This window comes from Devosia sp. A449, from assembly GCF_054489375.1.
This window is the reverse complement of sequence record NZ_JBTMWU010000001.1, coordinates 419,329-445,262: the sequence shown is the minus strand read 5'-3', so window position 1 is coordinate 445,262 and position 25,934 is coordinate 419,329. Positions and strand designations below refer to the sequence as shown.

Here is a 25,934-nt window from a genome sequence, read left to right as displayed (position 1 = left end):
TCAAACAAAAAGCCCCGCTTCGTGCGGGGCTTTTTTTATTCGGCGGCCTGGGCGGTGTATTGGGCCCAGATGGAGTCACCCAAGGTCGCCACCAGTTTTTCATGGGCGGCGCGTTCGCTCTCGCTCAGCCGGCTGGGCAATGCCACCGGACGACGGGCGGCAATAGTTCTTGTGGCGATGGCATCGGCGCCTGACATCTGGTCTTCGGCGATCAGCGCGAGGCTGACCTGCTTGCCGCCGAGCAGTTCAAGATAGACTTCGGCCAGGATCTCGCTGTCGAGCAGCGCGCCGTGCAGGGTCCGGCGCGAATTGTCGATGCCGTAATGCTTGCACATGGCGTCAAGGCTGACGCGGGCGCCGGGGTGTTTCTGCCGCGCCAGCATCACCGTATCGATGACCGGATTGCTCAGCGGTGGCTGGCCGAGCTTGCCCAGCTCGGCATTGAGAAAGCCCATATCGAAGGGCGCATTGTGGATGACCAGCGTGGCATCGCCGATAAATTCACGGAAATCAGCCGCCACCGCCGCAAACAGCGGCTTGTCGGAGAGAAATTCCTCGCTCAGCCCATGCACGCGAAACGCCTCTTCGGGCATTGAGCGCTGCGGATTGATATAGACGTGGTGATGCCGGCCCGAGGGAATGTGGTTGATCAGCTCGACACAGCCGATTTCGACCAGGCGATCACCCGAATTGGGCGACAGGCCGGTGGTTTCGGTATCGAGCACGATCTCACGATTCATTTTTTTGGCCCTTTGGCTCTGATGCCAGCGACAAGCGCCGCGACCATCCCGACCGTTTCGGTAACGGGCATTCCGGTATCGAAGAGATAGGTGGCGCGTGCCTTCTTGTCGGCCTGGGGAAGCTGGCGGGCAAGGATGGCGTCGAGCTTATCCACGGTCATGCCCGGCCTTGCCAAAGCCCGCTGGCGCTGAATGGCCGGATCGACCCAGGTGACGCCCACCGCGTCAAAGCCATAATCATAGCCACTCTCAAACAGCAGCGGCACTTCCACCACGGCCAGTTCGGCGCCCGCTGCTTCGGCATCGTCCATGAAACGGGCAATGCGCGCCCGTACCAGCGGATGCACCACGGCTTCAAGCCGGGCGAAACCGGATGGATCGGCCGCGAGGCGTTGCGAGAGTAAATTGCGGTCGATGACGCCATCCCGGATCACGCCGGGAAACAGCGCTTCCACTGGCGCAACCGCAGCGCCCGCATAGAGTTCGGCCACCGCCGCGTCAGCCGAAAACACCGGCACGCCCAGCTCGGCAAAGGCGTTGAGCACGGTGGATTTGCCGGTGGCGATGGAGCCGGTCAGCCCGATGCGCCACATGACTCAGCCCTCCAACGTCGCTTCGACGCGGGCGCGCAGTTCCGGCGTCACCGTCGGCCGCACGCCGAACCAGGCCTCAAAGCCCGGCGCGGCCTGGTGCAGCAACATGCCCAGCCCATCGACAATGCGCAGGCCATGCGCCGCCGCGTCAGCCAGCAGGGGCGTCACCAGCGGGGTATAGACGATATCGGTGACCAGGCTGGTCTTGGCCAGCAGCCCCAGATCGAGCCAATCAAACCGGCTGCCATGCATGCCGATGGAGCTGGTATTGACCACCAACCCGATCTGCGGCGCCAGTTCGGCAAAAGCCTCAAAGCCATGCGCCTCGAACGGGCCGTCGATCTCTTCAACCAGCGCCTGGGCCTTGCTCAGCGTGCGGTTGAGCACATGCACCTTGCCGCCATTGCGCCGACGCAGCGCCACCAGCACCGCCCGGGCCGCGCCGCCCGCGCCGATGATCATGGCGTCGGCCGGACCATCGGACCAGCCGGGGGCCGCAGCATCGAGATTGCCAAGAAAGCCGAGATAGTCGGTATTGCTGCCATGCACCTTGCCGTCTTTGACCACCAGCGTGTTGACCGCGCCGATCATGGTGGCCAGTGGGTCGACGCTGTCGCACAGCGCAAACACCGCCTCCTTATGTGGAATGGTGACATTGCCGCCGACAAATTCGCCACTGCGCAGCCGCTCGAAAAATGCCGGCAGCTCGGATGGGGCGACATCGATGGCGTCATAGCGCCCGTCAATGCCGTGTTCTTCCAGCCAGGTGCCGTGAATGAGCGGGGAACGCGAATGGGCGATGGGGTGGCCGATAACGAAGGCTTTGGTGGTCAATTGAGGGTCTCGGGGGCGAATTCGCGCAAGGCGGCCAGCAATGGCAGCAAGGGCAGGCCCAGAATGGTGAAATAATCGCCGCTGACAGTTTCAAACAGGCGGATGGAGGGGCCTTCGAGGCGATACCCGCCGACCGAGGCCAGGATAGCATCGCCTTCGCGATTGAGCACATCGTCGCGCTCTGCCGGCGAAAACTCGCGCAAAGTCAGCTCCGCCGTCTCGACGCCGGACCACAGCAGCACGTCATTGCGCACCAGCGCCACCGCCGCATGCAGGCGATGGGTCTTGCCGCGCAGATAGTCGAGCTGGGCCGCCGCCTCGTCGCGATTCCCCGGCTTGTGTAAAAGTTCGGTGCCCAGGCCCAGCGTCTGGTCGGCGCCGATCACGATGGCATCGCGATGCTGGGCCGCGACCGCCGCCGCCTTGTTTTGCGCCAACTGCAAAGCCACGTCGCGACCATTGCCGCCGGCCGCTAAAACCGCGTTTTCCACTGCCCGCTCCTCGATCAGGGCCGGGGCGGTGGAAAAGCGCAAACCGGCCTGTTCCAGCAGGGCTTTGCGGGTGACGCTCTGGGAGGCAAGGATCAACATAGGGAGATGTTTTCCACACTGTCCCGCACAGCTCAAGCCCAAGCCTGTGATAATGACTCATGGTTTTGGCCATTTGCCGAACTTGTTCGACCTCGTTACCAATTCATTAACAGTCTGGCCTGCCACCCCTGCCGGACCGGGCTGGGGATAGCACTGGGGAAAACCCGCGGGGCGGGAGCCGTTATAGCAGAACGGTTTTACACAGCGAAAAGCGAATCGTTGACTCGGGAGTCGCCACGTTAACGCCTCGTTAAGACGTATTGACGACTGGTTAACGCTCGAGCCGCCGTCAAATACTAACAGGCCGTTAACCAAGGGGCTGCGCGCTTGTGCCGCCGTGGCAGAGATTGTGGACGGCGCTGAATTGTCCCAAAACACCGCTATGATAATACTGATACGAAGTAAGAAAGACTCTTTAGGGGTTTTGAAGGGAAGGCAGACATGACCCACAAACCCCTCCTCGCAACCGTGCTCGGCGAGCGACAGGCGCGCCCCCCGATCTGGGTGATGCGACAGGCCGGACGCTATCTGCCCGAGTATCGCGAAATCCGTACCAAGGCCGGCAGCTTTCTCGACCTCTGCTACAATCCAGAGCTGGCTGCCGAAGTGACGCTGCAGCCCTTGCGGCGCTTTGATCTCGACGCCGCCATCCTGTTCTCCGACATCCTGGTCATTCCCGACGCTTTGGGCCAGCCGGTTCGCTTTGAAGTCGGCGAAGGCCCGCGGCTGGATCCGATGACCGCCGAGACGCTGGCGAGCCTCAAGCCGGAAAAGGCTTTGGATCATCTGGAGGCTGTCCTGGAGACCGTGCGCAAGGTTCGGGCGGCACTGGCTCCCGAGAAGACGCTGATCGGCTTCTGTGGCTCTCCCTGGACGGTGGCGACCTATATGATCGCTGGCCGGGGCTCGCCGGATCAGGCGGCGGCGCGGCTTTATGCTTTGCAGCAGCCGGAAGACTATGCGCGGCTGATGGATATCCTGGTCGCTGCCAGCATCGATTATCTGGTGGCGCAGCTCGAAGCCGGCGCCGATGTGGTGCAGCTGTTTGAAAGCTGGGCGCTCAATCTCGACGATGAAGCCTTCACCACCCAGGTCATCGAACCCAATCGGCGGATTGTCGAAGGTGTGCGGGCGCGCATTCCCAATGCCCCGATCATCGGCTTTCCGCGCGGCGCCGCCGGCAATATCGCCCGCTACGTGGCAGCCACCGGCGTCAACGCCGTGGGGCTGGATTATTCCACGCCGCTGGATTTCCCCAAGACGGTGCTGCCGACCAGCCTGCCGGTGCAGGGCAATCTCGATCCGCTGCGCCTGGTGACCGGGGGCGAACAGCTCGACCGCCGCGTCGACGCCATCATCGAAGCGTTCAGCGATCGCCCGCATATTTTCAATCTGGGCCACGGCATCGTGCCGCAAACCCCGATTGAGCATATGGCCCAGCTGGTGAATCGCGTTAAAGGCCGCTAAGCGGCTAGGCCACTAGTGGCCGTTTGTTGAGGAGTTCGCGCTATGGAATGGGTCAAGGCGTTTCACGTGATCTCCGTTATCGCCTGGATGGCGGGGCTGATGTATCTGCCCCGTCTGTTCGTCTATCACGCCGGTGTCGCGGTGGACTCGGAGCAGTCCGAGACTTTCAAGATCATGGAGCGGCGGCTCTATCGCGGCATCATGCTGCCGGCGATGATCGCCACCTGGATTTTTGGGCTGTGGCTGGCCTTTGGCTTCGGCCTCGTCGATTTTTCGATGGGCTGGATGTGGCTCAAGGCGGTGATGGTGATCGCACTCAGCGGCGTGCAGGGCTTTTACGGCTCGCTGCTGCGCGCCTTCCAGCAAGACCGCAACACTCGCTCGCATAAATTCTTCCGCGCCATCAACGAAGTCCCGTTCGTGATGGCGATCATCATCGTCATCGCGGTGATCGTGAAGCCGTTTTAGAACTTCAATATTGCCCACCCGCGATGTCACCCCGGCCTTGAGCCCGGGCCCATCCCGAGATCACGTCTCCTAAACCATCTCAAGATGGATCCCGGCTCAAGGCCGGGATGACAGTGAGTTTGCTGAAACACCCAGCTGTTTCACGTGAATCCCGACACCCTGCTTCGGTTTCTTTCTTGAAACTGCCGCCGGATCGCGCTACATGGCAGACAACGCATCCCATAAAAAAGCTGATCTCCCCGGTCGCTGCGCGGTGCCTGCCCTCCCAAATACCCAAGACTTTCAGATTTCCCTCAAGGGTTTAATCGCTCCATGCAGAATATGAAGCTCAGTGAGCTCAAGGCCAAATCTCCGGCCGAACTTTTGGTGTTCGCCGAAGAACACGAGGTCGAAAACGCTTCGACCATGCGCAAACAGGAATTGATGTTTGCCATTCTCAAGGAACTGGCCGCCCAGGAAGTGGACATCACCGGCGAAGGCGTCGTTGAAGTTCTGCCCGACGGTTTCGGTTTCCTGCGTTCCCCGGACGCCAATTATCTCCCGGGTCCCGACGATATTTACGTCAGCCCATCCCAGATTCGCCGCTTCGGTCTGCGCACCGGCGACACGGTTGAAGGCCAGATTCGGTCTCCCAAGGATGGCGAGCGCTATTTCGCGCTGCTCAAAGTAAACACGATTAACTTCGAAGATCCCGAGGCGGTTCGCCACAAGGTCAACTTCGACAACCTCACCCCGCTCTATCCCGAAGAACGGCTCCGCATGGAGCTGCCCGACCCCACGGTCAAGGATCGCTCGGCCCGCCTGCTCGATCTGGTGACGCCCTTGGGCAAGGGCCAGCGCGCGCTGATTGTTGCGCCGCCGCGTACTGGTAAGACGGTACTGTTGCAGAATATTGCACAGTCCATCGCTACCAATCACCCCGAATGCTATCTGATCGTGCTGCTGATCGACGAGCGTCCGGAAGAAGTGACCGACATGCAGCGCTCGGTGCGCGGCGAAGTCATTTCCTCGACCTTTGACGAGCCGGCTTCGCGCCACGTTCAGGTCGCCGAAATGGTGATCGAAAAGGCCAAGCGCCTGGTCGAACACAAGCGCGACGTGGTCATCCTGCTCGACTCGATCACCCGTCTTGGCCGCGCCTACAACACCGTCGTGCCGAGCTCCGGCAAGGTGCTCACCGGCGGTGTCGACGCCAACGCTCTGCAGCGCCCGAAGCGCTTCTTCGGCGCGGCGCGCAATATCGAAGGCGGCGGTTCGCTGACCATCATTTCGACGGCGCTGATCGATACCGGTTCGCGCATGGACGAAGTGATCTTTGAAGAATTCAAGGGCACCGGCAACTCGGAAATCATCCTTGACCGCAAGGTCGCCGACAAGCGCATCTTCCCAGCCCTCGACATCACCAAGTCGGGTACCCGCAAGGAAGAGCTGCTGGTCGAGCCCGATATCCTCAAGAAGATGTATGTGCTGCGCCGTATCCTCAATCCGATGGGGACCATCGACGCCATGGAATTCCTGGTCGACAAGGTCCGCCAGACCAAGACCAATTCCGACTTCTTCGACTCGATGAACACGTAATGACGATGGGCGCGCTGCTTCCCGCCGCCGCCCATTGTTTCGCCTGATCCATGCGGTCGGGTGATACCATTGTGGCGCTGTCCTCCGGGGCACCGCCTTCCGGAGTGGCGGTGATCCGCCTCTCCGGGCCGGATGTTCCGGGACTGCTGCAGACTGTCGTCGGCAGCGTCCCCGAACCCCGCAAACTGGTGCTGCGCCCAATCGGCCATGACTCTCTGCTCGACCGTGGCCTGGTCGCCTATTTTCCCGCCCCGCATAGTTTTACCGGCGAAGACTGCGCCGAATTGCAGGTGCATGGCTCACCCGCCGGCGTGCGTGCCATCCTGAAATTGCTGGTCAATCAGGGCGCGCGGCTGGCCGAAGCCGGCGAATTCACCCGTCGCGCCTTTGAAAACGGCAAGCTCGATCTGGTCGAAATCGAAGGCCTGGGCGATCTGCTGGAGGCCGAAACCGAAAACCAGCGCCGTCAGGCGCTGGCCCGGTTTGAGGGTGGTCTTTCCCAGCGCATTGATGGCTGGCGCGACCAACTGCTCGATCTGCGCGCCGAGATTGAAGCGCGCCTCGATTTTTCCGACGAGGGCGATGTCGATGAGGCACTGCCCGAGAGTTTCGCCAGCGCGATCAATGCGCTCCGCGCCGAACTCGCCGAAGCCGTCGCTTCCATCGAACACGGCCGCATAGTCCGCGAAGGTGTTCGCGTCGCGTTGGCTGGTGCCCCCAATGTCGGCAAATCCAGCCTGCTCAACGCCCTGGCCAAATCTGATATCGCCATCGTCACCGATGAAGCTGGCACCACGCGCGACGTGCGCGAAGTGCCGCTCGATATCAATGGTCAGCTTTATATCCTGCTCGATCTGGCCGGCTTGCGCGACACCGACAGCAAGGCCGAAGCCGAAGGCATCCGTCGCGCCCGCCAGGCGATCCAGAACGCCGATATCGTGCTGTGGCTGACCGCGCCCGATCTCGACAACCATGAAGTCACGCCCACGCATGACCGGCTGCTCCGCGTTGCAACCAAGGCCGATCTTGGCCCGGTAAGCGATGCTCACATTGCCGTATCCGCCCAAAGCGGGGCAGGGCTCACAGCACTTCTGGCCGAGATCGAACGCCTCGGCGGGCAACTGGCCCAAGGCGAACCCTCACTGCTCAGCCGCGAACGCGACCGCGCTGCCCTGACCGCCGCCATGGCCGCGCTGGACCAGTCCACCGGGCAGCTCGCCATGCCCGAACTGGCCGCCGAAAGCCTGCGTATCGCTTCGCAGGCACTGGAGCGGCTGGTGGGACGGCTGGATGCTGAACGCGTGCTCGACCGGCTATTTGCCAGCTTTTGCATCGGCAAATGATTCACGTGGAACATTGTTCCCGCCGACCCGCATGGCAGGCGTGATCGGCCAAGAATTGATTCACGTGAAACATTGGCCTATTGAGCGGGTCTGGAGTTTAGACCATGACTGACTATGCCGTCATCGTTGTTGGAGGCGGACATGCCGGCTGCGAAGCCGCTGCTGCCTCGGCCCGCCTGGGCGTGCCGACCGCATTGATCACCCACAAGTTTGATACCATTGGCGTCATGAGCTGCAACCCGGCCATCGGCGGCTTGGGCAAGGGCCATCTGGTGCGCGAGATCGATGCGCTGGATGGGTTGATGGGCCGCGTCGCTGATCAGGCCGGTATTCAGTTCCGCGTGCTCAATCGCCGAAAGGGCCCGGCCGTGCGTGGCCCGCGCGCCCAGGCCGACCGCACCCTCTATCGCAAGGCGATGCAAGCAGCGATCCTGGCCCAGCCCAATCTCGATGTGATCGAGGCCGAGGTCGACGACATCGAAGTCACCGATGGCCTGGTCAGCGGTGTGCGGCTGCTCGACGGTCGCCGCATTGGCGCCAAGGCTGTGGTGCTGACCACCGGCACGTTTTTGCGCGGGCTGATTCATAGCGGCGAAACCAGCTATCCGGCGGGCCGCCTGGGCGAAAAGCCGGTGCTCGGCCTGTCGACGCGGCTGGAAGCCCTTGGCCTGCGCCTCGGTCGCCTCAAGACCGGCACCCCGGCGCGGCTCGACCGTGACTCGATCAACTATGCCGTCTTGGAAGAGCAGCTCGGCGACAATCCGCCCGAGCCGTTTTCGGCGATGACCACGGCCATTACCACCCGCCAAGTGCCGTGCCACATCACCCGGACCACGGCAGAAACCCACGCCATCATTGCCGCTAATGTGCATCGCTCGCCGATGTATTCCGGCCGCATCCAGAGCCGCGGCCCGCGCTATTGCCCGTCCATCGAGGACAAGATTGTCCGCTTTGCTGACCGCGACAGCCACCAGATCTTTCTCGAGCCCGAGGGGCTGGACGACATCACCGTCTATCCCAATGGCGTCTCCAGCTCGCTGCCGCCCGAAGTGCAGGATGCGTTCCTGCACACCATGCCGGGCTTGGAAAATGTCCGCATCATTCAGTATGGCTATGCCATTGAATATGATCACGTCGACCCGCGCGAACTGCGTTCCACCCTGGAGCTGAAGAAGCAGCCGGGCCTTTATCTCGCCGGACAGATCAATGGCACCACCGGCTATGAAGAAGCCGGTGCGCAGGGCTTGCTGGCCGGCGCCAATGCCGCGCGTGCGGTGAACAATGACGAAGCGATTGTTCTCTCGCGCACCGACAGCTATCTCGGCGTCATGGTCGACGATCTGGTGACGCGCGGCGTGGCCGAACCCTATCGCATGTTCACCTCGCGCGCCGAATTCCGCCTACATCTGCGCGCCGACAATGCTGACCAGCGGCTGACCCCGCTGGGCATTGAGACCGGTCTGGTTGGCGGTGAGCGCAAGGACATGTTTGGCACCCGTGCGCAGCAGCTGACCGAGGGCAGGGCACTGCTGCAACGGTTCAGCGCTACACCCAATGTCGCGCGCAAGGCCGGCATCGCCGTCAATGAAGATGGCAAAGCCCGCACGGCGTTTGATCTGCTGTCCTATCCCGACGTCACGCCAGCCGACACCGCGCGTCTGTGGCCCGAAATCGCCGACATCCCGGCCTCCGTGATGGAGCAACTGGTGGTCGACGCGCAATATGCGGTCTATCTCGACCGCCAGCGCCGTGACATCGAGGCGGTGCGGCGGGATGAGCAGAAGCCGATTCCCGATAGCCTGGACTATGACGAGGTGCCCGGCCTGTCGATCGAGCTGCGGCAAAAGCTGGCGCAGCACCGGCCGCAAACCATTGCCCAGGCCCAGGCGCTGGATGGTATGACGCCGGCGGCGATCACCCTGTTGCTGGCCGTGGTGCGCCGCGGCGATCTGCGTAAGGCGAGTTAATGGCTGATTTCGCGGCCATTGCCGCCTATGCCCCACATTTCAGCCGCCCCCTCGACCAGGTGGGCCGTGATCTGGAATCCTATGCTCAACTGCTGAAGAAGTGGCAGGCGGTACAGAATCTTGTTTCACGTGAAACACTGGATGCGGTGTGGTCACGGCATTTTGCCGATAGTTTGCAAATCCTGCCGCTGCTGACCGCGAGTGACAAACGCTTCCTCGACCTCGGTAGCGGCGGCGGTTTCCCGGCCCTGCCGCTGGCCATCGCCCTCAAGGGGCCGAATCACCACTTCACTTTGGTTGAACCCACCAGCCGCAAGGTCAGCTTTCTGCGCACTGTGGCGCGGGAATTGGGGCTTTCAGTGACGGTGGACGGCCGCCGCAGCGATCAGATTGATTCACGTGAAACACCGGCGCCGGATGTCATAACCTCCCGCGCACTGGCGGCTTTGCCGACGCTTTGCGGCTGGATGCAGCCGTTTTTTGCCGAGACCAGCCGGGCCATCCTGCATAAAGGCAGGGAACATGTTGAAGAAGTCACCGAAGCCGCTACGCTTTGGGACTTTAACGTGTTAGTAACCGGGAGTGATACCGACGATAAAGGTGTCCTGCTCACGCTCACGAATTTGCGTGCGAAAACAGTTAGTTAGCGGCAAACGAGCTGGAGGCCGATAGTGGCGCCCCGTATCCTGACACTGGCCAATCAAAAAGGCGGCGTGGGTAAGACCACGACAGCCATCAACCTTGCCACGGCCCTGGCCGCCATTGGCGAACGCGTGTTGATTGTCGACCTCGACCCACAAGGCAACGCCTCCACCGGTCTGGGCATTTCGCGCGTCGATCGCGATGTGTCGTCCTATGATCTGCTGGTCGGCGAGGCCACCGTGGCACAGGCGGCGATCATGACCAGCGTGCCCAATGTGGCTATCGTCCCCTCGACGATGGATCTGCTGGGCGTCGAATTGACCATTGCCGGCCATGCCGACCGCGCCTTCAAGCTGCGTGACGCCTTCAAGCTGCTGGGCGAGCTGAGCATCAATGACAAGCCGGTGAGCTATATCCTCATCGACTGTCCACCCTCGCTGAACCTGCTGACGATCAACTCGCTGGTGGCCGCTGACGCGGTGCTGGTGCCGCTGCAATGCGAGTTTTTTGCGCTGGAAGGCCTGAGCCAACTGCTTCAAACTATTGAACAAATTCGCTCGACGCTGAATCCGCGCCTGTCGATCCAGGGCGTAGTGATGACCATGTTCGACAAGCGCAATAATCTCAGCGAACAGGTGTTGCAGGACGTGCGCCAGGAAATGGGCGATCTGGTCTATGACACGGTGATCCCGCGCAATGTGCGGCTCAGCGAGGCGCCGTCTTACGGCAAGCCGGCGCTGCTGTATGACTTGAAATGTGCCGGCAGCCAGGCGTATCTCCGGCTGGCAACCGAAGTGATCCGCCGTGAGCGGCAGCTCAACGCGGCATAGGAGCCCGGATATGAACGACAAACCCACACGGCTCGGTCGCGGGCTGGCAGCACTGATCGGCGATATGGCCATTGTCGAGGGCGCACGCGTCACCGAATCGGGCGGCGTCAAGAAACTGCCGGTTGAGTTCATCATGGCCAACCGGGCCAATCCGCGTCGCACGTTTAACGACGAGCAGCTCGAAGAACTGACCAATTCGATTCGCGAAAAGGGCGTGATGTCGCCCTTGCTGGTGCGGCCGAGCGAAGACCCCAATATTTTCGAGATCATCGCCGGCGAGCGCCGCTGGCGCGCGGCGCAGCGCGCGGGCCTGCATGAAGTGCCGGTGATTGTCCGCGACGTCGACGACAAGGAAGCGCTCGAACTTGCCATTATTGAGAACGTGCAGCGTGCCGATCTCAATCCGCTCGAAGAAGCGATGGGCTATGGCCAGCTGATCGAGCAATTCGACTATACCCAGCAGGATCTGGCGCAGGTGATCGGCAAGAGCCGCTCGCATGTCGCCAATACACTGCGCCTGCTGCGTCTGCCCGAGGACGTGCGCAGCATGGTTTCCAGCGGCACCCTGACCGCCGGCCATGCCCGCACCCTGATCACGGCGGAAGATCCGGCCGCCCTGGCGCGGCAGATCGTCTCCGGCGGCTTGTCGGTGCGTGAGGCCGAGGCCTTGAGCCAGCAGCGCGAGATCGCCGGCAAGAAGCCCGTCGCTGGCGCCGCGACCGAGCGCGATGCCGATACCGTGGCACTGGAGCGCCGCTTGGCCGATGCGCTGGGGCTGTCGGTGTCGCTGGCGCATGGCGAACGCGGCGGCAAGCTGGAAATCCGCTACAAGACGCTGGAACAGCTCGACGGCATTTGCCTGAAGCTAACCGGTTACCAGAACTAGGTTTTTTGGGTTTTGCTGTTTTGCAATTCACACCATCCGGCATTGTCGGGTGGTGTTTTTTTGCGCGGTGCGCCGAGGTGGCTGGGCGGCAATAACGGCCACGCGACGATATGGATTCACGTGAAACCATGCCTCGAACCGTGTGTGGCCCCGATCTCCCCGCACCGTCACCACCCGACTTGTTCGGGTGGTCCATGGAGTGCCCGGAGGACGCTGGATTGCCGGGACAGGCCCGGCAATGACGGTCAAACTAAAATCTGCGCCCAGGGTTTCACGTGAAACATGACTCCGGCGTTTGCCCACCCACCGTGTCATCCCGGCCTGGAGCCGGGACCCATCCTGAGGTGGGACCGCCGGCGAGATCGGGGGATGGGCCCCGGCTCAAGGCCGGGGTGACATCGCGCTTTTTACCGGCGGGGGAGGATGGCACCACGACGGCCAGGGCGCTAATGCGCGGCGGCCATCATGCAGATGGCGAGCATGGTGCGGCGCAGGGCGGCGTCGGCCAAAGCGGGGCGGCGGCGGCTGTCGGCGGTGGTTTGGAGAATCCGCGCCGAGGCGGTCGCCAAAGCGGCGTCGGACCACAGGCGCAATTGCTGTTCCAGCGCGCCGATGCGGGAAAAATGCGGCTTGGGGCGCTGGCCTTCCAGCACCATGCGGGGTGACTTGCCTCCATCGACCTCTACCCGCCAACGCCGCAGATTGGCGAAATGGATGGTGCACATAGCCAGCAGACGTTGCGGATCGACGGCCGATGACAAAGCGCGGTTAAGCGCCAATTCGAGCTTTTCGGCGTGGCCACCGCCGGCGGCGTCGAGAATGGCGTCGATCACCAGCATGCCATTGTCGGCACACAGCAGCAGCACGTCATCGCGGGTCAGCTGCTTGCTGCCGGCGGCATAGAGCGTCAGCTTTTCCAGCTCGCGCCGGGTGATTTCGCGGTCATTGCCCAGGATTTCGCGCAAAGCGGTCACCACGTCAGCGTCGACGCGAATGCCGTGCTGATTGAAATTCTCGCGAATCAGCGCCTGCAGCGTCTCGTCGCTATCGGGGTAGCAGGGCAGGGCGCGGCCGTGTTTGTCGGCTTCCACCAAAGCGCGCAGCGCGTCGCGAGGCAGCAGATTGCCGGCCTCGAGCACGATGGCGGCGCCGGGAGGATTGTCGCGCAGATCGGTGAGCGTCATCACCAGCGACTTGCCGGCGCCGCGTACCCGGATGATGCGCTTGCCGCCAAACAGCGACATGGTGCGGGCCTCCACCGCCAGAATCGAGGGGTCGGCATCCACTTCGCTGCCATCCAGCGTCACGATGCTGGCGGCTTCGGGGTCGTCGCCGCTGAGCTGGCGGATCAGCCGCTGCGCCGTCTCGCGCACCAGGCCGGCATCGGGGCCATAGGCGAGGAAAATGCCTTCACTCAGATCGGGGCGCGCCAGAAAGCGCGCCACTTCATGGGCCTTGAGCGCCGTCATCAGCGGCTGAGCGCGGCGAGCAGGCCTAGCCGGAGCGATTCGGCGGCGGCTTTGGCGGCGCGTTCGCCGGCTTCGGTGGCGGCCGCCTGATTGGCCAGCACCTGATCACTGGTGGTGTAGTCGGCGCTGGCGTGGCGGGTGATGCTGAGTGGCTTGGCGCCGTCGCGATCGCTGATATTCAGCGTGGCCGTCACGGTGACGCGAGTGAGCTTGTAGGGATTGGCCGTCGCCGACAGGCCGATCGCCACGGCCGAGGCGCTGGCGGTAACCATGGCCAGTCGCGCCGTCTCGGCGTCGGAGCTGCCGAAGCGCAGCGCCAGCTCCTGATAGATGATCTGTTCCAACCGGCTGGCGGGCTTGGCATAGGCCAGGCTCAAGGCCGGCTGAGTGGCCGTCGTGCCGCCATAGACCGGGGTAAAGCTGCAGGCGCCCAGCATGGTGCCAGCGCCCAAGAGGACGCCGGCCATGGCGATGGGGCGGAAGAGCCTAGACCACAACATTGACGATCCTGTCCGGGACGATGACGATTTTCTTGGGCGGCTTGCCGTCCAGAATGCGGACAATCTCGTCCAAAGACAAGACCAGCTGCTCAACTTCGGCCGCCGGGGTGCCCTTGGCCACGGCGATCTCGCCGCGGCGCTTGCCATTGATCTGGATCGGCATGGTGACCGTGTTGTCGACCAGCAGCGCCGGATCGACCTCGGGCCATAACGCATCGGCCACCAGCCCGGTCTTGCCCAGGGCCTGCCAGCAGGTTTCGGCCAGATGGGGCATCATCGGTGCAATCAGCTGGATCAGCCGCTCCACGCCGTCCTGCAGCGCGCCAATGCGGGCGGCAGGCGCGGCCGAGGCGATGCCGGCCGAGCGGACCAAGGCGTTGGTCAGTTCATAGATCTGCGCAACGGCGCGGTTGAAGTGCAGGCCCTCGATTTCGGCGGCGACATTATGCACGGCGCGATGCGCGGTCCGGCGCAGCGCCAGCCCCTCATCGTCGTCGGAAACACGAACAGTCTCGGCAGACTGTTTCACCAAGGCAATGGTTTCGCCGACCAGTCGCCAGACGCGCTGCTGGAAGCGGCTGGCGCCTTCGACGCCGGCCTCGGTCCACTGCACGTCACGCTCCGGAGGCGAATCCGACAGCATGAACCAGCGCGCCGTATCGGCGCCATAGGTGGCGACGATCTCGTCGGGATCGACGACGTTCTTCTTGGATTTGCTCATCTTTTCGATAGAGCCGATGGTGATCTTCTCGCCCGATTGCAGATGGCGCGCCGTGCGGGTCTCGCCCTGGGCCTCCAGCACGATATCGGATGGCTGCACCCATTCGCCGCTCGGCGACTTATAGGTCTCGTGGGTCACCATGCCCTGGGTGAACAAGCCCTTGAACGGCTCATCGACGCCGACATGGCCGGTGGCCTTCATGGCGCGGGTGAAATAGCGCGAATACAGCAGATGCAAAATCGCGTGCTCGACGCCGCCAATATATTGATCCACCGGCAGCCAGCGATTGGCCACTTCGGGAATGGTCGGGGTGGCGGCATGCGGGGCGGTGAAGCGAGTGAAATACCAGGACGAGTCGACAAACGTGTCCATGGTGTCGGTTTCACGACGCGCTGCGCCACCACACTGGGGGCAGTTTACATGCTTCCAGGTCGGGTGGTGGTCCAGCGCATTGCCCGGCTTGTCGAAAGTGACATCTTCGGGCAGCACCACCGGCAGGTCCTTCTTGGGCACCGGCACGGTGCCGCAGACCTCGCAATGGATCACCGGAATCGGGCAACCCCAATAGCGCTGGCGCGACACGCCCCAGTCACGCAGGCGATAATTGACCTCCACAGCGCCTTGCGGCTTGCCGTCGACCGTCAGCGCGGCAAAGTGCGCGGCAATGGCCTTCTTGGCGGCGTCGATCGACAGGCCGTCAAGGAAACCGGAATTGAAGATGGTGCCGGCATCGGTATAGGCCTCGTCGCCCACCGCAAAGCTGGCCGGGTCGGCATCGGCAGGCAGCACCACGGGCACCACCGGCAAATCATAACGACGAGCAAATTCCAGGTCGCGCTGATCATGCGCCGGGCAACCAAAGATGGCGCCGGTGCCGTAATCCATCAGCACGAAATTGGCGACATAGACCGGCAGGGTGACGCCGTCCAACACCGGATGCTTCACGTGAAGCCCGGTGAACACGCCCTTTTTCTCGGCTTTTTCAATGGTTTCGGTGGCCGTGCCATGGCGATGGCATTCAGCGACGAACTCGGCCAGCTCGGCATTGTTGGCGGCCAGCTGCGCGGTCAGCGGATGGTCGGCCGACAGCGCCAGGAACGACGCGCCAAAAATCGTGTCGGGCCGCGTGGTGAAGACTTCAAGGCTCTTGGTGGCGGTCAGCGCGCTGGGCTGCAGTTCAAACAGCAGCCGCAGGCCTTCGGACTTGCCGATCCAGTTGCGCTGCATGATGCGCACTTTCTCGGGCCAGTCGGTCAGCCCGTCCAGCGCTTCGAGCAGCTCTTCGGCATAGTCGGAAATCTTGAAGAACCACTGGGTCAGCTCGCGCTGCTCCACCGGCGCGCCGGAGCGCCAGCCCTTGCCGTCGATGACCTGCTCATTGGCCAGCACGGTCATGTCGACGGGGTCCCAATTGACCTTGGACTTTTTGCGGGTGACCAGATCAGCCGCCATCATGTCGATGAACATCGACTGCTGGTGCTGGTAATATTCCGGCTCGCAGGTGGCGATTTCGCGGGTCCAGTCGATGGCCAGGCCCATGGATTTGAGTTGGGCCTTCATCGCGGCGATGTTCTGGCGCGTCCAGGTGCCGGGATGGGTCTTGCGCTCGATGGCGGCATTTTCCGCCGGCAGGCCAAACGCGTCCCAGCCCATCGGGTGCAGCACATTCTTGCCGCGGGCGCGGTGATAGCGCGCCACCACGTCGCCCATGGAATAATTGCGCACATGGCCCATATGGATGCGGCCCGAGGGGTAGGGGAACATCTCGAGGACGTAGTAGGGTTCACGCGGATCGTCATTGGAGCTGACAAAGCTGCGGGCATCATCCCACACCTGCTGCCACTTGGGTTCCATTTCACGCGGATTGTAGCGTTCGCCGCTCACTATTGTTGTCCTTGGATGTTCGTCGCGAAGCTGCACAAAGGTCCGGCGCTGCTTGCGTTTATGGGGGATTTTGGCTACCGGACCATCACCAGAAATCCCCACCAAGGTCAACAGGAACAGGGCGAAAGCATGGACTCTGCCGCTGCCGAGAGGCTTGCCGACATCACCACACGCATCGCCCACGCCCAGGCCCGCTTCGGCGCGCCGCCTGAAAAGGTGGAACTGGTCGCCGTTTCCAAGACCTTTCCCGCCGACGCCATTGAACCGTTTCTGGTGGCCGGGCAGCGCGTGTTCGGGGAAAACCGGGTGCAGGAGGCCAAGGACAAGTGGCCGGCTTTGCGCGAGACCTATCCGGATGTGGAACTGCATCTGATCGGGCCGCTGCAGACCAACAAGGCGCGCGAGGCGGTGGCGCTGTTCGACGTGATCCAGACCGTCGATCGCGAGAAACTTGCCAGCATGCTGGCAGCAGAGATGGCTCTTGCTGGCAGAAATCTGCCGTGTTTCGTGCAGGTCAATATCGGGCTCGAGCCGCAAAAGGCCGGCATCGCTCCCGCCGAGGCCGCTGCCTTCGTCGCCCGCTGCCGCGACGTGCATGGCCTCGATGTGGTGGGGCTGATGTGCATCCCCCCCGAAGGGGTGCCGGCTGGCCCGTATTTCGCCCAATTGGCCATGCTGGGGCAGGCCGCCGGCGTCGCCAAATTGTCGATGGGAATGAGCGGCGATTTCGAGACCGCCATCGCCATGGGAGCCACCCATGTGCGGGTCGGCTCGGCGCTGTTTGGCAGTCGCCCACCCCTGGCCGAGCCCAAGCGCGACTGAATTCGCGATAACGGCGATTTGGCGTGCAACTTCCGGTCACTCTGCATCGTTGCTGTGGGCAATGACGCCGTTGTGATCACCTAGCCCAAAACCGGTCGCAATCTTGTGACTCATGGGCTGGCTGACGCGAAAAGGCCGGAGAAAACAATGATCAAGCGACGCATCCTGTTGGTGGACGACGACGCCGACCTGCGCCAGACCCTGGTCGAACAGCTCGAGACCCATCCCGAGTTCGACATTCTGCAGGCTGGCACCGCCAATGATGCGCTCAAGGCGACGCGTGAGCACAATATCGACCTGATGATTCTCGATGTCGGCCTGCCCGATATGGATGGCCGCGAAGCGGTCAAGCTGCTGCGCAGCGAGGGCTATCAGAGCCCGATCCTGATGCTGACCGGGCACGACACCGATGCCGACCAGATCAGGGGCCTCGAAGCAGGCGCCAATGATTATCTGACCAAGCCGTTCCGCTTTCCCGTGCTGCTGGCCCGCATCAATGCGGCGCTGCGCCAGCACGACCAGAGCGAGGGCGTGGTCTTCACCATCGGCCATTACAGCTTTCAGCCGGCGGCCAAGGTGCTGGAGACCAATGACGGCAACAAGGTGCGCCTGACCGACAAGGAAACCTCCATCCTGAAGTATCTTTATCGGCAGGGGCCGAAAACCATCACCCGCGATGTGCTGCTCAAGGAAGTGTGGGGCTATAATAACCGCGTCACCACCCACACGCTGGAGACCCATATTTATCGGCTGCGCCAGAAGATCGAGCGCGACCCCTCCAATGCGCGGCTGCTGGTCACCGAAGAGGGCGGCTATCGGTTGGTGCCGTAGAGCCTTATGCGATTTGACTAAATCAAATCGCCGGCTCTCGGTTTTTTGCCGCAAGGTTATTTGCGAAAAGCCGGTCCCCACCTTTTCGCACCTTGCTCTAATCGGGGGAGCGGCACAAAAGCCGGTACAAAATCGCGACAAATGCCCTATAGGATGAGACGGCTCCGCACTGGCGGGGCCGTTGGCGTATCCGGGTTGGGCATATGATCAGGGACGATGCGGCCGAGGCGCTGGCCCAGGCCGAATTTTTTGATATTTGCGACGACGAGCAGCGGCGCATGCTGGCCTTTGCCGGCGATCTGCGCCGGTTCGACCCCGATGCCGTGCTGTATCAGGCCGGCGCGGTGCCCGAGGGCGCCTATGTGCTGGTCGACGGCACGCTCAAGGCCAAGCCGGACAGCGGCAAGCCCTACACCATTGCCGAGCCCGGCAGCGTGGTGTCAGCCATGGCGCTGATCCTGGCCAAGCCCCGCCCGGTGAGCATCTCCGCCGTTACCGAATGCACCGCCCTATTCGTGCCGCGCACGGCTTTCCTCAAGCTGGTGCAGCAATCCCCCGAACTGGCGCAACGTGCCGTGGCGCGGGTCGAGCGCGATCTGGGAGACTATCTCGGCGCGCTTGAGCCGGTGCGGCGCAAGATGAAGGCGGACGACAGCTAACGCCGTCCCAACCCACTGCGCGTCACCCTCGGGCTCGACCCGAGGGCTCTCCACTTACCGAATGTGAAGTCAGTACAGTGGCCTCGGGTCAGGCCCGAGGGTGACGATCTGTGAGCGCGTAGCGCCCCCTAAACCCCACTAAACCGTGCAATCACCGGCACGTGGTCGCTCGGCTGCGGGGCGTAGCCGCGGTAGGATTTGATGATCTCGGTGCCGATGCAGTGCTCGGCGATGTCGGCGGTGGACCAGATATGGTCGAGCCGGCGGCCGCGATCGGAATTTTCCCAATCCTTGCCGCGATAGCTCCACCAGGAATAGAGCTTCTGGTCATAGGGCACGTGCTTGCGCACCAGATCGACCCAGCCATGGCCGCCATTGAGAATGGCGTCGAGCGCTTCGGTTTCGATCGGGGTGTGACTGACGACCTTGAGCAACTGCTTGTGGCTCCACACGTCATTTTCATGCGGCGCGATGTTGAAGTCGCCGGCAATCAGATGGCCGCGCTGGAACACCGGCTCGTTGAACCAGCTGGTCAGTTCGGAGAGAAAGCCCAGCTTGTGCTTGAATTTGGGGTTGATCTCGGGGTCCGGCTCGTCGCCGCCTGCCGGGATATAAAAATCATGCAGCGTCACCGGGCCATGGCCGAAATCGGTCAACGCCGAGATGTGGCGCGATTCGGGGATTTCGCAGAACATCCGACTCGACACATCGGTCAGCGGGAATTTACTGACGATGGCGACGCCGTGATAGCCCTTCTGCCCATGCACGGCATGGTGCGGATAGCCAGCCTCGGTGAAGGCGTTACGCGGAAACTGATCGTCCTGGCATTTGATCTCCTGAAACATGATCACGTCCGGCGCGTGCTGGGCGATGAATTCCAGCACCATGGGCAGGCGCAGGCGGATCGAATTGATGTTCCAGGTGACAATGGAGACGGACATTTTTTGCCTTTGGCTGAAGGGGCCTTCTTATCGCCAAGCCGGGGCGGAAGGACAAGCCGGTTTTGTCGGCTGGGCTAGCGTTCCGGACATCACCCCCCGACCTCCCCCATCATGGGGGAGGCGCCGTTCTGTGGTTGTGGCTCGATCTCGTCCCAAACCCGATCTGATACCTCCCCCTTGATGGGGGAGGCTAGGAGGGGGTGGGCCAAACACACGGCGCCATAGATTGCCCGGTGACCCATCTTCCTCACACCCAACGTTTCACGTGAATCCAACAAAAAAACCCGGCCTTGCGACCGGGTTTTTCAAATTTAGCGATGCACCAGAGCCTATTCGGCCTTGGGTGCCTCTTCAGCGCTGGCGGCAGCGGCCTGTTCGGCGGCGGCGGCAGCTGCAGCTGCTGCGGCTTCCGCGTCCTTGGCGGCCTGCTCAGCGGCAAAAGCCTCGGCGGCTGCGATCTTCTCGGCTTCGCGGGCTTCCTTGGCGGCAACAGCGGCAGTGCGCTCGCTGGCTTCGATCTTCTTGGTGCGCGAATTGGTCGATTCGACGATACGCGCCGACTTACCGCGACGATCACGCAGATAGTACAGCTTGGCGCGACGGACCTTACCGCGCTTGAGCACTTCCACCGACGCCACGTTGGGGGAGTAGTAGGGGAACACGCGCTCGACGCCTTCGCCATACGAAATCTTGCGCACGGTGAAGCTGGCGGTGATGCCGCCGGCGCTCATGGCAATGACCACGCCTTCATAGGCCTGCAGGCGTTCTTTTTCGCCTTCGCGGATCTTGACCCACACCTTGATGGTGTCGCCATGGGTGAAGTCGGGAAGTTCGCGCTTGGCGGAGAGAGCAGCAACCTGCTCGGCCTCAAACTGCTGGATGATATTCATGTCGATTCCGTTCTGAATCTTTTCAAAGGAGCGTTTATCGAGCCAATGTGGCGCGTCGCCCGGTCTTGGTTGGTAACGGAGGTTTTTCGTCTTTTTATTGGTGCGCAACGGGTCCGATGGCCCAACACGCGGATAGTGGCGCGGCTATAGGGGAAAAACGCCCAAGAGTCTAGGCTTTGGCCGCGATTTATGACTTGGGACGGCCCAACAGGTCGGGTCGACGGGCCAAGGTGAGGTTTTGGCTCTGTTCGGCGCGCCATTTGGCGATTTTGCCGTGATCGCCCGAGGTCAGCACCGCGGGGATTTCCACGCCTTCAAAGCGTTGCGGCCGGGTGTATTGCGGATATTCCAGCAGCCCGTTTTCAAAGCTTTCGTCGGCATGGCTGTCGGCACCGCCTAGCACGCCGGGGATCAGCCGCACCACGGCCTCCAGCAGCACCATGGCGGCCACTTCGCCGCCGGCCAGCACATAGTCGCCAATGGAGATTTCCTCCAGCCCACGGCCGTCAATGACGCGCTGGTCGATGCCTTCGAAGCGCCCACAGATGATGACGGCGCCGGGGCCGAGCGCCAATTGACGGGCGCGAGCCTGGGTCAGCGGCGCGCCACGCGGCGACATCATCAGGCGCGGGCGCGAATCGTGTGGCGGCGACACGGCGTCGATGGCGCTGGCCAAAACGTCGGGCTTCAGCACCATGCCGGCGCCGCCACCCGAGGGGGTGTCGTCAACGGTGCGGTGGCGGTCGGTGGCGAAGTCGCGCAATTGCGTCGCCTCAAGCGACCACAACCCATCGGCCAGGCCACGGCCCAGCACCGAAGCGCCGAGCGGGCCGGGAAACAGCTCAGGAAACAGGGTGATGATGGAAGCGGAGAAGCTCAACCCGGCTCTTCCTCGCCCTCATCGGCATCGAGCGGCACGATCAGGGTCAAATAGCCTTCGGCCACATTGATCATCGGCACCACGGCCTTGGTGAAGGGGTAGAGATAGGTGCTGCCGCTCAGCGGATCGCGCACTTCCAGCAGGTCGCCGGCGCCGAAATTGGGCATGGCCGAGACCTGGCCGATGACCACGCCCGACTCGAGCCGCACGTCGAGGCCGAGCAGATCGGTATGATAGAAATCATCCTCGTCGTCGGGATCGGGCAGCTTGTCGCGATCGACATAAAGGCTGACGCCGTTCAGGGCCTCGGCCGCGTTGCGATCGGATACGCCCTTGATGTTAGCGATGACCACATTCTTCTGCAGGCGCAATTTGCTCAGGGTAACGGTCAGTCCCGGCCGGTCTGTATCGAGCGGGCCATAGGAGCCGATGGCCAGGGGGTCCTGGGTATGGGTGGCGATGCGGACGCTGCCCTTGATGCCATGGGCGGCGCCGATCTGGCCGAGGAAAATTTGATTGGTCTTGCTGGTCATGCGCGCTCCGACAGCTGGGCCCCGCGTCTTAGCAGGCATGACGGCGCTTGGGAATTGGCCGGTGCGCTTGTGGCGGCGGAACCAAGCAGGGGCGGTGGCAATTGTCTCAGCAAGCGTGACAAGGAGCGCGCTTTACCATGGCTAAAACCCTTACCAATCGCAATGATATCCGCCAATGGGCCGAGGCCCGGGGCGGCAACCCCATGCTGATGGATACGCCTGACGGCAGCGGCATCCGAACGCTGCTGCAACTGACCTTCGGCCAGCACGCCATCAATACCGACGGCAATGAGGGCCCCGACCGGCTCGGCGGCTTTCATCTGGTGAGCTGGGAAGAATGGTTTGCGGCGCTCGACGAAGGCAAACTGGCGCTGCGCGTGTCGGATGACCTCGCGGGCGGCAATGAAGCCGAGTTCGAGTTCGTCAGCAAGGACGGCTCGTATACGGCCTAGTCCCCGTCCGCCGCGGCTTCGATGGCTTCCATGTCGTCGTCAGAAAAGCCGAAATGGTGGCCGAGTTCGTGGATCAGCACGTGGGTGATGATTTCGCCCAGCGTGTTGTCGTCGTTTTCGGCCCAGTAATCGAGAATGGCGCGGCGGTAGAGAAACACCGTGTTGGGCAATTGCCCGGTCTGCGGCACGGCGCCGTCTTCGGTGAGGCCGACGCCGGAAAACAGCCCCATCAGCTCGAAGGGGCTTTCCATGCCAAAACCTGCGAGAATGTCGTCTTCGACGAATTCGGCGACCGAGCAGGTCACATCGGCGGCCAGCGTTTTGAACGGCTCGGGCAGTTCGCGCAGCGCCTGGCTGGCCAGGGCTTCGAAATCGTCAAGGGAGGGCGCGTAGCGCGCCCCCCAGTCGGCGTGACCTACTGCCACTCGCGGATATCGACGAAGTGGCCGGCAATGGCGGCAGCGGCGGCCATGGCGGGCGACACCAGATGGGTGCGGCCCTTGAAGCCCTGGCGGCCTTCGAAGTTGCGATTGCTGGTCGAGGCGCAGCGTTCCTGCGGCTTGAGCTTGTCCGGGTTCATGGCGAGGCACATCGAGCAACCCGGCTCGCGCCATTCAAAGCCGGCATTGAGGAAGATCGTGTGCAGGCCTTCGGCCTCGGCCTGATCCTTGACCAGACCCGAGCCGGGCACGACCATGGCGCTGACGGTGGAGGCCACCTTGCGGTCGCCAATCACGGCGGCAGCAGCGCGCAGATCTTCGATGCGGCCATTGGTGCAGGAGCCGATGAACACGCGGTCGATGCCGATCTCGGTGATCGGGGTGCCGGGCTTGAGGCCCATATAGTCCAGCGCCCGCCACTTGGAGACGCGCTTGTTCTCGTCCTCGATGTCATCGGGATTGGGCACCGCGCCGGTGACCGAGATCACGTCCTCGGGCGAGCTTCCCCAGGAGACGATCGGCGGCAGCTTGGCGGCGTCGAGAATGACGACCTTGTCGTAAACCGCGCCTTCGTCGGTGTAGAGCGTCTTCCAGTAATCCAGCGCCATGTCCCAGGCCTTGCCCTTGGGGGCGCGGTTGCGGCCTTCGACATAGTCGAAAGTGGTCTGGTCGGGGGCGATCAGGCCGGCGCGGGCGCCGCCTTCAATGGTCATGTTGCAGACCGTCATGCGGCCTTCCATCGACAGCGCCTGGATGGCTTCGCCGGCAAATTCGATGACGTGGCCATTGCCGCCGGCGGTGCCGATCTCGCCGATGATGGCGAGAATGATGTCCTTGGCGGTGACGTGCGGCGGCAGCTGGCCGTCAACACGCACCAGCATGTTCTTGGCCTTCTGCTGGATCAGCGTCTGGGTCGCGAGAACGTGTTCCACTTCCGAGGTGCCGATGCCATGCGCCAATGCGCCGAAGGCGCCATGGGTGGAGGTGTGGCTATCGCCGCAGACGATGGTCATGCCGGGCAGGGTAAAGCCCTGCTCGGGGCCGACGATGTGGACGATGCCCTGACGCTTGTCGAAGGCGTCGAAATATTCGATGCCGAAATCGCGCGTGTTCTCGGCCAGCGCCGCGATCTGGACAACGCTTTCCGGGTCGGGATTGGGCAGCGAGCGGTCGGTGGTCGGCACGTTGTGATCGACCACGGCCAGGGTGCGCTCGGGGTGGCGCACCTTGCGGTTGTTGAGGCGCAGGCCTTCAAACGCCTGTGGGCTCGTGACTTCGTGGACGAGGTGCCGGTCGATATAGAGCAGCGAGGTGCCGTCCTCATTGTTCTGGACCAGATGGTCGTCCCAGATCTTGTCGTAGAGCGTGCGGGCTTTGGTCATGGCGGTCTTCCGGCAGGAGAGTTTGGAGTCGTTCTAAGCCGCAAAGGGCCGATGGGTCAAGTATAACCGTACTCGTGGGTACGGTTGGTTCAGGCGGGGCGGTCGATGGCGCGGCGCACCGAAAACACGCCGAGCAGGCTGGTATCGAGCCCGATGCGCAGCCGGCACCACAGAGCGATGGCGATCTGGGCCACGATCCGGGCTCCCATATTGGCAGCGGCGGCGCCGACAATGCCGAAAGCCGGGATCACCGCGATCTGTACGACAAAGCCCAGTCCCATGATAATGCCAAAAATGGCGACATAGGCGCGCTCATGCCCGGTCATCATCATGACGATCTTGGAGGGGCCGGTGGCGGCGTCGAACAGCAGCCCAAGCGCCAGCAACACCAGCACCAGCGTGCCCTCGGCATAGGCCGGTCCGAATAGCGACAGCAGGAATTCGCCCCAGATCACAAAGCCGGCAAAGATCAGCAGCGAAAAGGCAAAGCCGGCCCAGGCGCAGAGCGCGACAATGGCCTGCGCCTGGCGCATCTGGCCGGCATGGAAATGCTGCGCCACCATGGGGGCGATCACCAGTTCGATGGCGAAGGTGAACAGCGTCATCAGCCCGGCGGTGCGGAAGGCATTGAAATAAATCCCCGAGCTCTCCAGATCAAGCATCAACCCAACCAGGATCACATCGGCATTGAGCGCGGCGGTTTCGATCAGCGCGCCCAGCATCAGCCAGCGGCTGATGCCGCCCCATTTGGCCCAATAGGTCCGCACGCCGTCCAGGGCCGGGGCCAGCAAATAGGTCGTGCGCCCTGCCTGCCAGAATTGCAGCGCCAGCATGCCGGCCAGCAGAGCTGCCGACAGCACCAGTGCATCGGGCCCACTCAGCACGATGCCAAAAGCGAACAGGGCTAGCACCGCCGCCGGCAGCGCCAGCCGCCACAGGATGTCGCGCGGCACCAGCGCCGTCCACAGCGAGCCCTGGGCGCGCAGAGCCGAGGAATTATACTCCGCCAGCGCCATCGGCAGCACCAGGAAGGCGGCGCCATAGAAATGGCTGGCGGTATCGTCCAGCGTGACGAATTGCAGGGTGACAAAAACGATGGCCGCGAGCCCGAGACTGGCCGCGACGCCGGCCAGGATGGTCAGCATCGAGCCGGAGCGGATAGCGGCGATGGCGGCAAGCTTTCGCCCGGCCACGCTTTCCTGCGGCCAGAGGCGCAGGATGGCCATGGGCTGGCCGACACCGGCGGCAATGGCCAACACGGTGGCAATCGCCAGTCCGAAAGCGAAATGGCCATATTCATCGGGGCTCATGGTGCGCGACAGCACCACATAGGTCAGATAGGTCAGCCCGGCGGTGGCGATCTTGATGGCCAGCGAGCCGACCGAGCGCCATAGGCCGGTATGCAGCAGGGCCGACAGATCCGAAGGTATTTTCAGCCGCATAACTGACGTCCCGAGGCCGCGAGCCTGAAGCCGCGAACCCCGCCAATCTGCCACGCCAACCTCAAGAAGGTCTTACTTGGCTGGGGTGGGCGGGATTACAGATTGGTAAGGTGCGGACCGCTTCACCTCTCCCCCAAGGGAGAGGTCGAC

At 62.8% G+C, this 25,934-nt stretch carries 26 protein-coding genes; 12 read left to right on the top strand and 14 right to left on the bottom strand.

The window, feature by feature from the left end; genetic code table 11:
* Positions 1–35: 35 nt before the first annotated feature.
* The 4 genes from dnaQ to ACX3OW_RS02155 are packed head-to-tail and all read right to left on the bottom strand — an operon-like array spanning position 36 to position 2,757.
* Positions 36–740, bottom strand: coding sequence for a DNA polymerase III subunit epsilon (gene dnaQ, locus ACX3OW_RS02170; protein ID WP_459094098.1), 705 nt, complete (start codon positions 738–740; stop codon positions 36–38).
* Complete coding sequence (gene coaE / locus ACX3OW_RS02165) at positions 737–1,333, bottom strand: dephospho-CoA kinase (protein ID WP_459094097.1); 597 nt, start codon at positions 1,331–1,333, stop codon at positions 737–739. Before coaE ends, dnaQ begins: the two co-directional genes overlap by 4 nt.
* A 3-nt stretch (positions 1,334–1,336) precedes the next feature.
* Positions 1,337–2,167: a shikimate dehydrogenase gene (locus tag ACX3OW_RS02160; protein WP_459094096.1), complete on the bottom strand. Its 831-nt coding sequence runs from the start codon at positions 2,165–2,167 to the stop codon at positions 1,337–1,339.
* Positions 2,164–2,757 carry a Maf family protein gene (locus ACX3OW_RS02155; protein ID WP_459094095.1) on the bottom strand — a complete coding sequence of 198 codons (594 nt, stop codon included), beginning with the start codon at positions 2,755–2,757 and terminating at the stop codon, positions 2,164–2,166. Before ACX3OW_RS02155 ends, ACX3OW_RS02160 begins: the two co-directional genes overlap by 4 nt.
* A 441-nt stretch (positions 2,758–3,198) precedes the next feature.
* Here ACX3OW_RS02155 and hemE point away from each other — a divergent pair, with 441 nt between their 5' ends.
* The 8 genes from hemE to ACX3OW_RS02115 all read left to right on the top strand — a co-directional run bounded on the left by hemE (position 3,199) and on the right by ACX3OW_RS02115 (position 11,938).
* Positions 3,199–4,224 carry a uroporphyrinogen decarboxylase gene (hemE, locus tag ACX3OW_RS02150; protein WP_459094094.1) on the top strand — a complete coding sequence of 342 codons (1,026 nt, stop codon included), beginning with the start codon at positions 3,199–3,201 and terminating at the stop codon, positions 4,222–4,224.
* Positions 4,225–4,266: 42 nt separating this feature from the next.
* Positions 4,267–4,692, top strand: coding sequence for a protoporphyrinogen oxidase HemJ (gene hemJ / locus ACX3OW_RS02145; protein WP_459094093.1), 426 nt, complete (start codon positions 4,267–4,269; stop codon positions 4,690–4,692).
* Between the two features lie 312 nt (positions 4,693–5,004).
* Positions 5,005–6,270 carry a transcription termination factor Rho gene (gene rho, locus ACX3OW_RS02140; RefSeq protein ID WP_459094092.1) on the top strand — a complete coding sequence of 422 codons (1,266 nt, stop codon included), beginning with the start codon at positions 5,005–5,007 and terminating at the stop codon, positions 6,268–6,270.
* 50 nt (positions 6,271–6,320) lie between these two features.
* A complete protein-coding gene (gene mnmE, locus ACX3OW_RS02135) occupies positions 6,321–7,613 on the top strand; it encodes a tRNA uridine-5-carboxymethylaminomethyl(34) synthesis GTPase MnmE (RefSeq protein WP_459094091.1) in 1,293 nt (430 codons plus the stop codon).
* Positions 7,614–7,717: 104 nt separating this feature from the next.
* Entirely contained in the window at positions 7,718–9,580 is a 1,863-nt protein-coding gene (gene mnmG / locus ACX3OW_RS02130; protein ID WP_459094089.1) for a tRNA uridine-5-carboxymethylaminomethyl(34) synthesis enzyme MnmG, read from the top strand.
* A complete protein-coding gene (gene rsmG / locus ACX3OW_RS02125; RefSeq protein WP_459094088.1) occupies positions 9,580–10,227 on the top strand; it encodes a 16S rRNA (guanine(527)-N(7))-methyltransferase RsmG in 648 nt (215 codons plus the stop codon). The genes mnmG and rsmG overlap by 1 nt, the downstream gene beginning before the upstream one ends.
* Positions 10,228–10,251: 24 nt before the next feature.
* Entirely contained in the window at positions 10,252–11,052 is an 801-nt protein-coding gene (locus tag ACX3OW_RS02120) for a ParA family protein (RefSeq protein WP_459094087.1), read from the top strand.
* A gap of 10 nt (positions 11,053–11,062) precedes the next feature.
* The gene (locus ACX3OW_RS02115) at positions 11,063–11,938 is read left to right on the top strand and encodes a ParB/RepB/Spo0J family partition protein (RefSeq protein ID WP_459094086.1); all 876 of its coding nucleotides are present in this window, start codon (positions 11,063–11,065) and stop codon (positions 11,936–11,938) included.
* A 446-nt stretch (positions 11,939–12,384) separates the two neighbouring features.
* Here ACX3OW_RS02115 and holA read toward each other — a convergent pair whose 3' ends face one another.
* Genes holA through leuS form a run of 3 tightly spaced genes read right to left on the bottom strand, consistent with a single transcriptional unit; the run spans position 12,385 to position 16,512 of the window.
* Positions 12,385–13,407, bottom strand: a complete 1,023-nt coding sequence (gene holA / locus ACX3OW_RS02110; protein WP_459094085.1) for a DNA polymerase III subunit delta — start codon at positions 13,405–13,407, stop codon at positions 12,385–12,387.
* The gene (locus ACX3OW_RS02105) at positions 13,407–13,907 is read right to left on the bottom strand and encodes a hypothetical protein (protein ID WP_459094084.1); all 501 of its coding nucleotides are present in this window, start codon (positions 13,905–13,907) and stop codon (positions 13,407–13,409) included. The genes holA and ACX3OW_RS02105 overlap by 1 nt, the downstream gene beginning before the upstream one ends.
* The gene (gene leuS / locus ACX3OW_RS02100) at positions 13,894–16,512 is read right to left on the bottom strand and encodes a leucine--tRNA ligase (protein ID WP_459094083.1); all 2,619 of its coding nucleotides are present in this window, start codon (positions 16,510–16,512) and stop codon (positions 13,894–13,896) included. The genes ACX3OW_RS02105 and leuS overlap by 14 nt, the downstream gene beginning before the upstream one ends.
* Positions 16,513–16,641: 129 nt before the next feature.
* Here leuS and ACX3OW_RS02095 point away from each other — a divergent pair, with 129 nt between their 5' ends.
* The 3 genes from ACX3OW_RS02095 to ACX3OW_RS02085 all read left to right on the top strand — a co-directional run bounded on the left by ACX3OW_RS02095 (position 16,642) and on the right by ACX3OW_RS02085 (position 18,824).
* Positions 16,642–17,334, top strand: a complete 693-nt coding sequence (locus tag ACX3OW_RS02095) for a YggS family pyridoxal phosphate-dependent enzyme (RefSeq protein ID WP_459094082.1) — start codon at positions 16,642–16,644, stop codon at positions 17,332–17,334.
* Between the two features lie 147 nt (positions 17,335–17,481).
* Positions 17,482–18,165: a response regulator transcription factor gene (locus ACX3OW_RS02090; protein ID WP_459094081.1), complete on the top strand. Its 684-nt coding sequence runs from the start codon at positions 17,482–17,484 to the stop codon at positions 18,163–18,165.
* Positions 18,166–18,368: 203 nt separating this feature from the next.
* Entirely contained in the window at positions 18,369–18,824 is a 456-nt protein-coding gene (locus ACX3OW_RS02085) for a Crp/Fnr family transcriptional regulator (RefSeq protein WP_459094080.1), read from the top strand.
* A gap of 128 nt (positions 18,825–18,952) precedes the next feature.
* Here the strand turns inward: ACX3OW_RS02085 and ACX3OW_RS02080 are convergent, their stop codons facing one another.
* From ACX3OW_RS02080 to rimM, 4 genes are all read right to left on the bottom strand, one after another.
* Positions 18,953–19,765, bottom strand: a complete 813-nt coding sequence (locus tag ACX3OW_RS02080; protein WP_459094079.1) for an exodeoxyribonuclease III — start codon at positions 19,763–19,765, stop codon at positions 18,953–18,955.
* A 329-nt stretch (positions 19,766–20,094) separates the two neighbouring features.
* On the bottom strand, positions 20,095–20,655 hold the full coding sequence (rplS, locus tag ACX3OW_RS02075; protein WP_459094078.1) for a 50S ribosomal protein L19: 561 nt from the start codon (positions 20,653–20,655) through the stop codon (positions 20,095–20,097).
* Between the two features lie 187 nt (positions 20,656–20,842).
* Entirely contained in the window at positions 20,843–21,535 is a 693-nt protein-coding gene (trmD, locus tag ACX3OW_RS02070) for a tRNA (guanosine(37)-N1)-methyltransferase TrmD (protein WP_459094077.1), read from the bottom strand.
* A complete protein-coding gene (gene rimM, locus ACX3OW_RS02065; RefSeq protein WP_459094076.1) occupies positions 21,532–22,068 on the bottom strand; it encodes a ribosome maturation factor RimM in 537 nt (178 codons plus the stop codon). Before rimM ends, trmD begins: the two co-directional genes overlap by 4 nt.
* A gap of 137 nt (positions 22,069–22,205) precedes the next feature.
* On the opposite strand from rimM, the gene ACX3OW_RS02060 reads away from it, so the two are divergent.
* Entirely contained in the window at positions 22,206–22,520 is a 315-nt protein-coding gene (locus tag ACX3OW_RS02060; protein ID WP_459094075.1) for a hypothetical protein, read from the top strand.
* Here the strand turns inward: ACX3OW_RS02060 and ACX3OW_RS02055 are convergent.
* The 3 genes from ACX3OW_RS02055 to ACX3OW_RS02045 all read right to left on the bottom strand — a co-directional run bounded on the left by ACX3OW_RS02055 (position 22,517) and on the right by ACX3OW_RS02045 (position 25,784).
* Positions 22,517–22,945, bottom strand: coding sequence for a metallopeptidase family protein (locus ACX3OW_RS02055; protein ID WP_459094074.1), 429 nt, complete (start codon positions 22,943–22,945; stop codon positions 22,517–22,519). The two genes, ACX3OW_RS02060 and ACX3OW_RS02055, sit on opposite strands and share 4 nt — an antisense overlap.
* A complete protein-coding gene (leuC, locus tag ACX3OW_RS02050) occupies positions 22,936–24,342 on the bottom strand; it encodes a 3-isopropylmalate dehydratase large subunit (protein ID WP_459094073.1) in 1,407 nt (468 codons plus the stop codon). Before leuC ends, ACX3OW_RS02055 begins: the two co-directional genes overlap by 10 nt.
* Before the next feature lie 89 nt (positions 24,343–24,431).
* The gene (locus ACX3OW_RS02045; RefSeq protein WP_459094072.1) at positions 24,432–25,784 is read right to left on the bottom strand and encodes a lipopolysaccharide biosynthesis protein; all 1,353 of its coding nucleotides are present in this window, start codon (positions 25,782–25,784) and stop codon (positions 24,432–24,434) included.
* Positions 25,785–25,934 lie beyond the last annotated feature (150 nt).

Bases quoted from the DNA above. Each gene is read 5' to 3' on its own strand.
- ACX3OW_RS02080 (WP_459094079.1), bottom strand. From the start codon at position 19,765: ATGTCCGTCTCCATTGTCACCTGGAACATCAATTCGATCCGCCTGCGC.
- ACX3OW_RS02155 (WP_459094095.1), bottom strand. From the start codon at position 2,757: ATGTTGATCCTTGCCTCCCAGAGCGTCACCCGCAAAGCCCTGCTGGAA.
- rsmG (WP_459094088.1), top strand. From the start codon at position 9,580: ATGGCTGATTTCGCGGCCATTGCCGCCTATGCCCCACATTTCAGCCGC.
- coaE (WP_459094097.1), bottom strand. From the start codon at position 1,333: ATGTGGCGCATCGGGCTGACCGGCTCCATCGCCACCGGCAAATCCACC.
- ACX3OW_RS02095 (WP_459094082.1), top strand. From the start codon at position 16,642: ATGGACTCTGCCGCTGCCGAGAGGCTTGCCGACATCACCACACGCATC.
- ACX3OW_RS02085 (WP_459094080.1), top strand. From the start codon at position 18,369: ATGATCAGGGACGATGCGGCCGAGGCGCTGGCCCAGGCCGAATTTTTT.
- ACX3OW_RS02090 (WP_459094081.1), top strand. From the start codon at position 17,482: ATGATCAAGCGACGCATCCTGTTGGTGGACGACGACGCCGACCTGCGC.
- ACX3OW_RS02060 (WP_459094075.1), top strand. From the start codon at position 22,206: ATGGCTAAAACCCTTACCAATCGCAATGATATCCGCCAATGGGCCGAG.
- holA (WP_459094085.1), bottom strand. From the start codon at position 13,407: ATGACGGCGCTCAAGGCCCATGAAGTGGCGCGCTTTCTGGCGCGCCCC.
- ACX3OW_RS02115 (WP_459094086.1), top strand. From the start codon at position 11,063: ATGAACGACAAACCCACACGGCTCGGTCGCGGGCTGGCAGCACTGATC.
- mnmE (WP_459094091.1), top strand. From the start codon at position 6,321: ATGCGGTCGGGTGATACCATTGTGGCGCTGTCCTCCGGGGCACCGCCT.
- rplS (WP_459094078.1), bottom strand. From the start codon at position 20,655: ATGAATATCATCCAGCAGTTTGAGGCCGAGCAGGTTGCTGCTCTCTCC.
- rimM (WP_459094076.1), bottom strand. From the start codon at position 22,068: ATGACCAGCAAGACCAATCAAATTTTCCTCGGCCAGATCGGCGCCGCC.
- hemE (WP_459094094.1), top strand. From the start codon at position 3,199: ATGACCCACAAACCCCTCCTCGCAACCGTGCTCGGCGAGCGACAGGCG.
- ACX3OW_RS02105 (WP_459094084.1), bottom strand. From the start codon at position 13,907: ATGTTGTGGTCTAGGCTCTTCCGCCCCATCGCCATGGCCGGCGTCCTC.
- leuC (WP_459094073.1), bottom strand. From the start codon at position 24,342: ATGACCAAAGCCCGCACGCTCTACGACAAGATCTGGGACGACCATCTG.
- ACX3OW_RS02045 (WP_459094072.1), bottom strand. From the start codon at position 25,784: ATGCGGCTGAAAATACCTTCGGATCTGTCGGCCCTGCTGCATACCGGC.
- rho (WP_459094092.1), top strand. From the start codon at position 5,005: ATGCAGAATATGAAGCTCAGTGAGCTCAAGGCCAAATCTCCGGCCGAA.
- mnmG (WP_459094089.1), top strand. From the start codon at position 7,718: ATGACTGACTATGCCGTCATCGTTGTTGGAGGCGGACATGCCGGCTGC.
- dnaQ (WP_459094098.1), bottom strand. From the start codon at position 740: ATGAATCGTGAGATCGTGCTCGATACCGAAACCACCGGCCTGTCGCCC.
- hemJ (WP_459094093.1), top strand. From the start codon at position 4,267: ATGGAATGGGTCAAGGCGTTTCACGTGATCTCCGTTATCGCCTGGATG.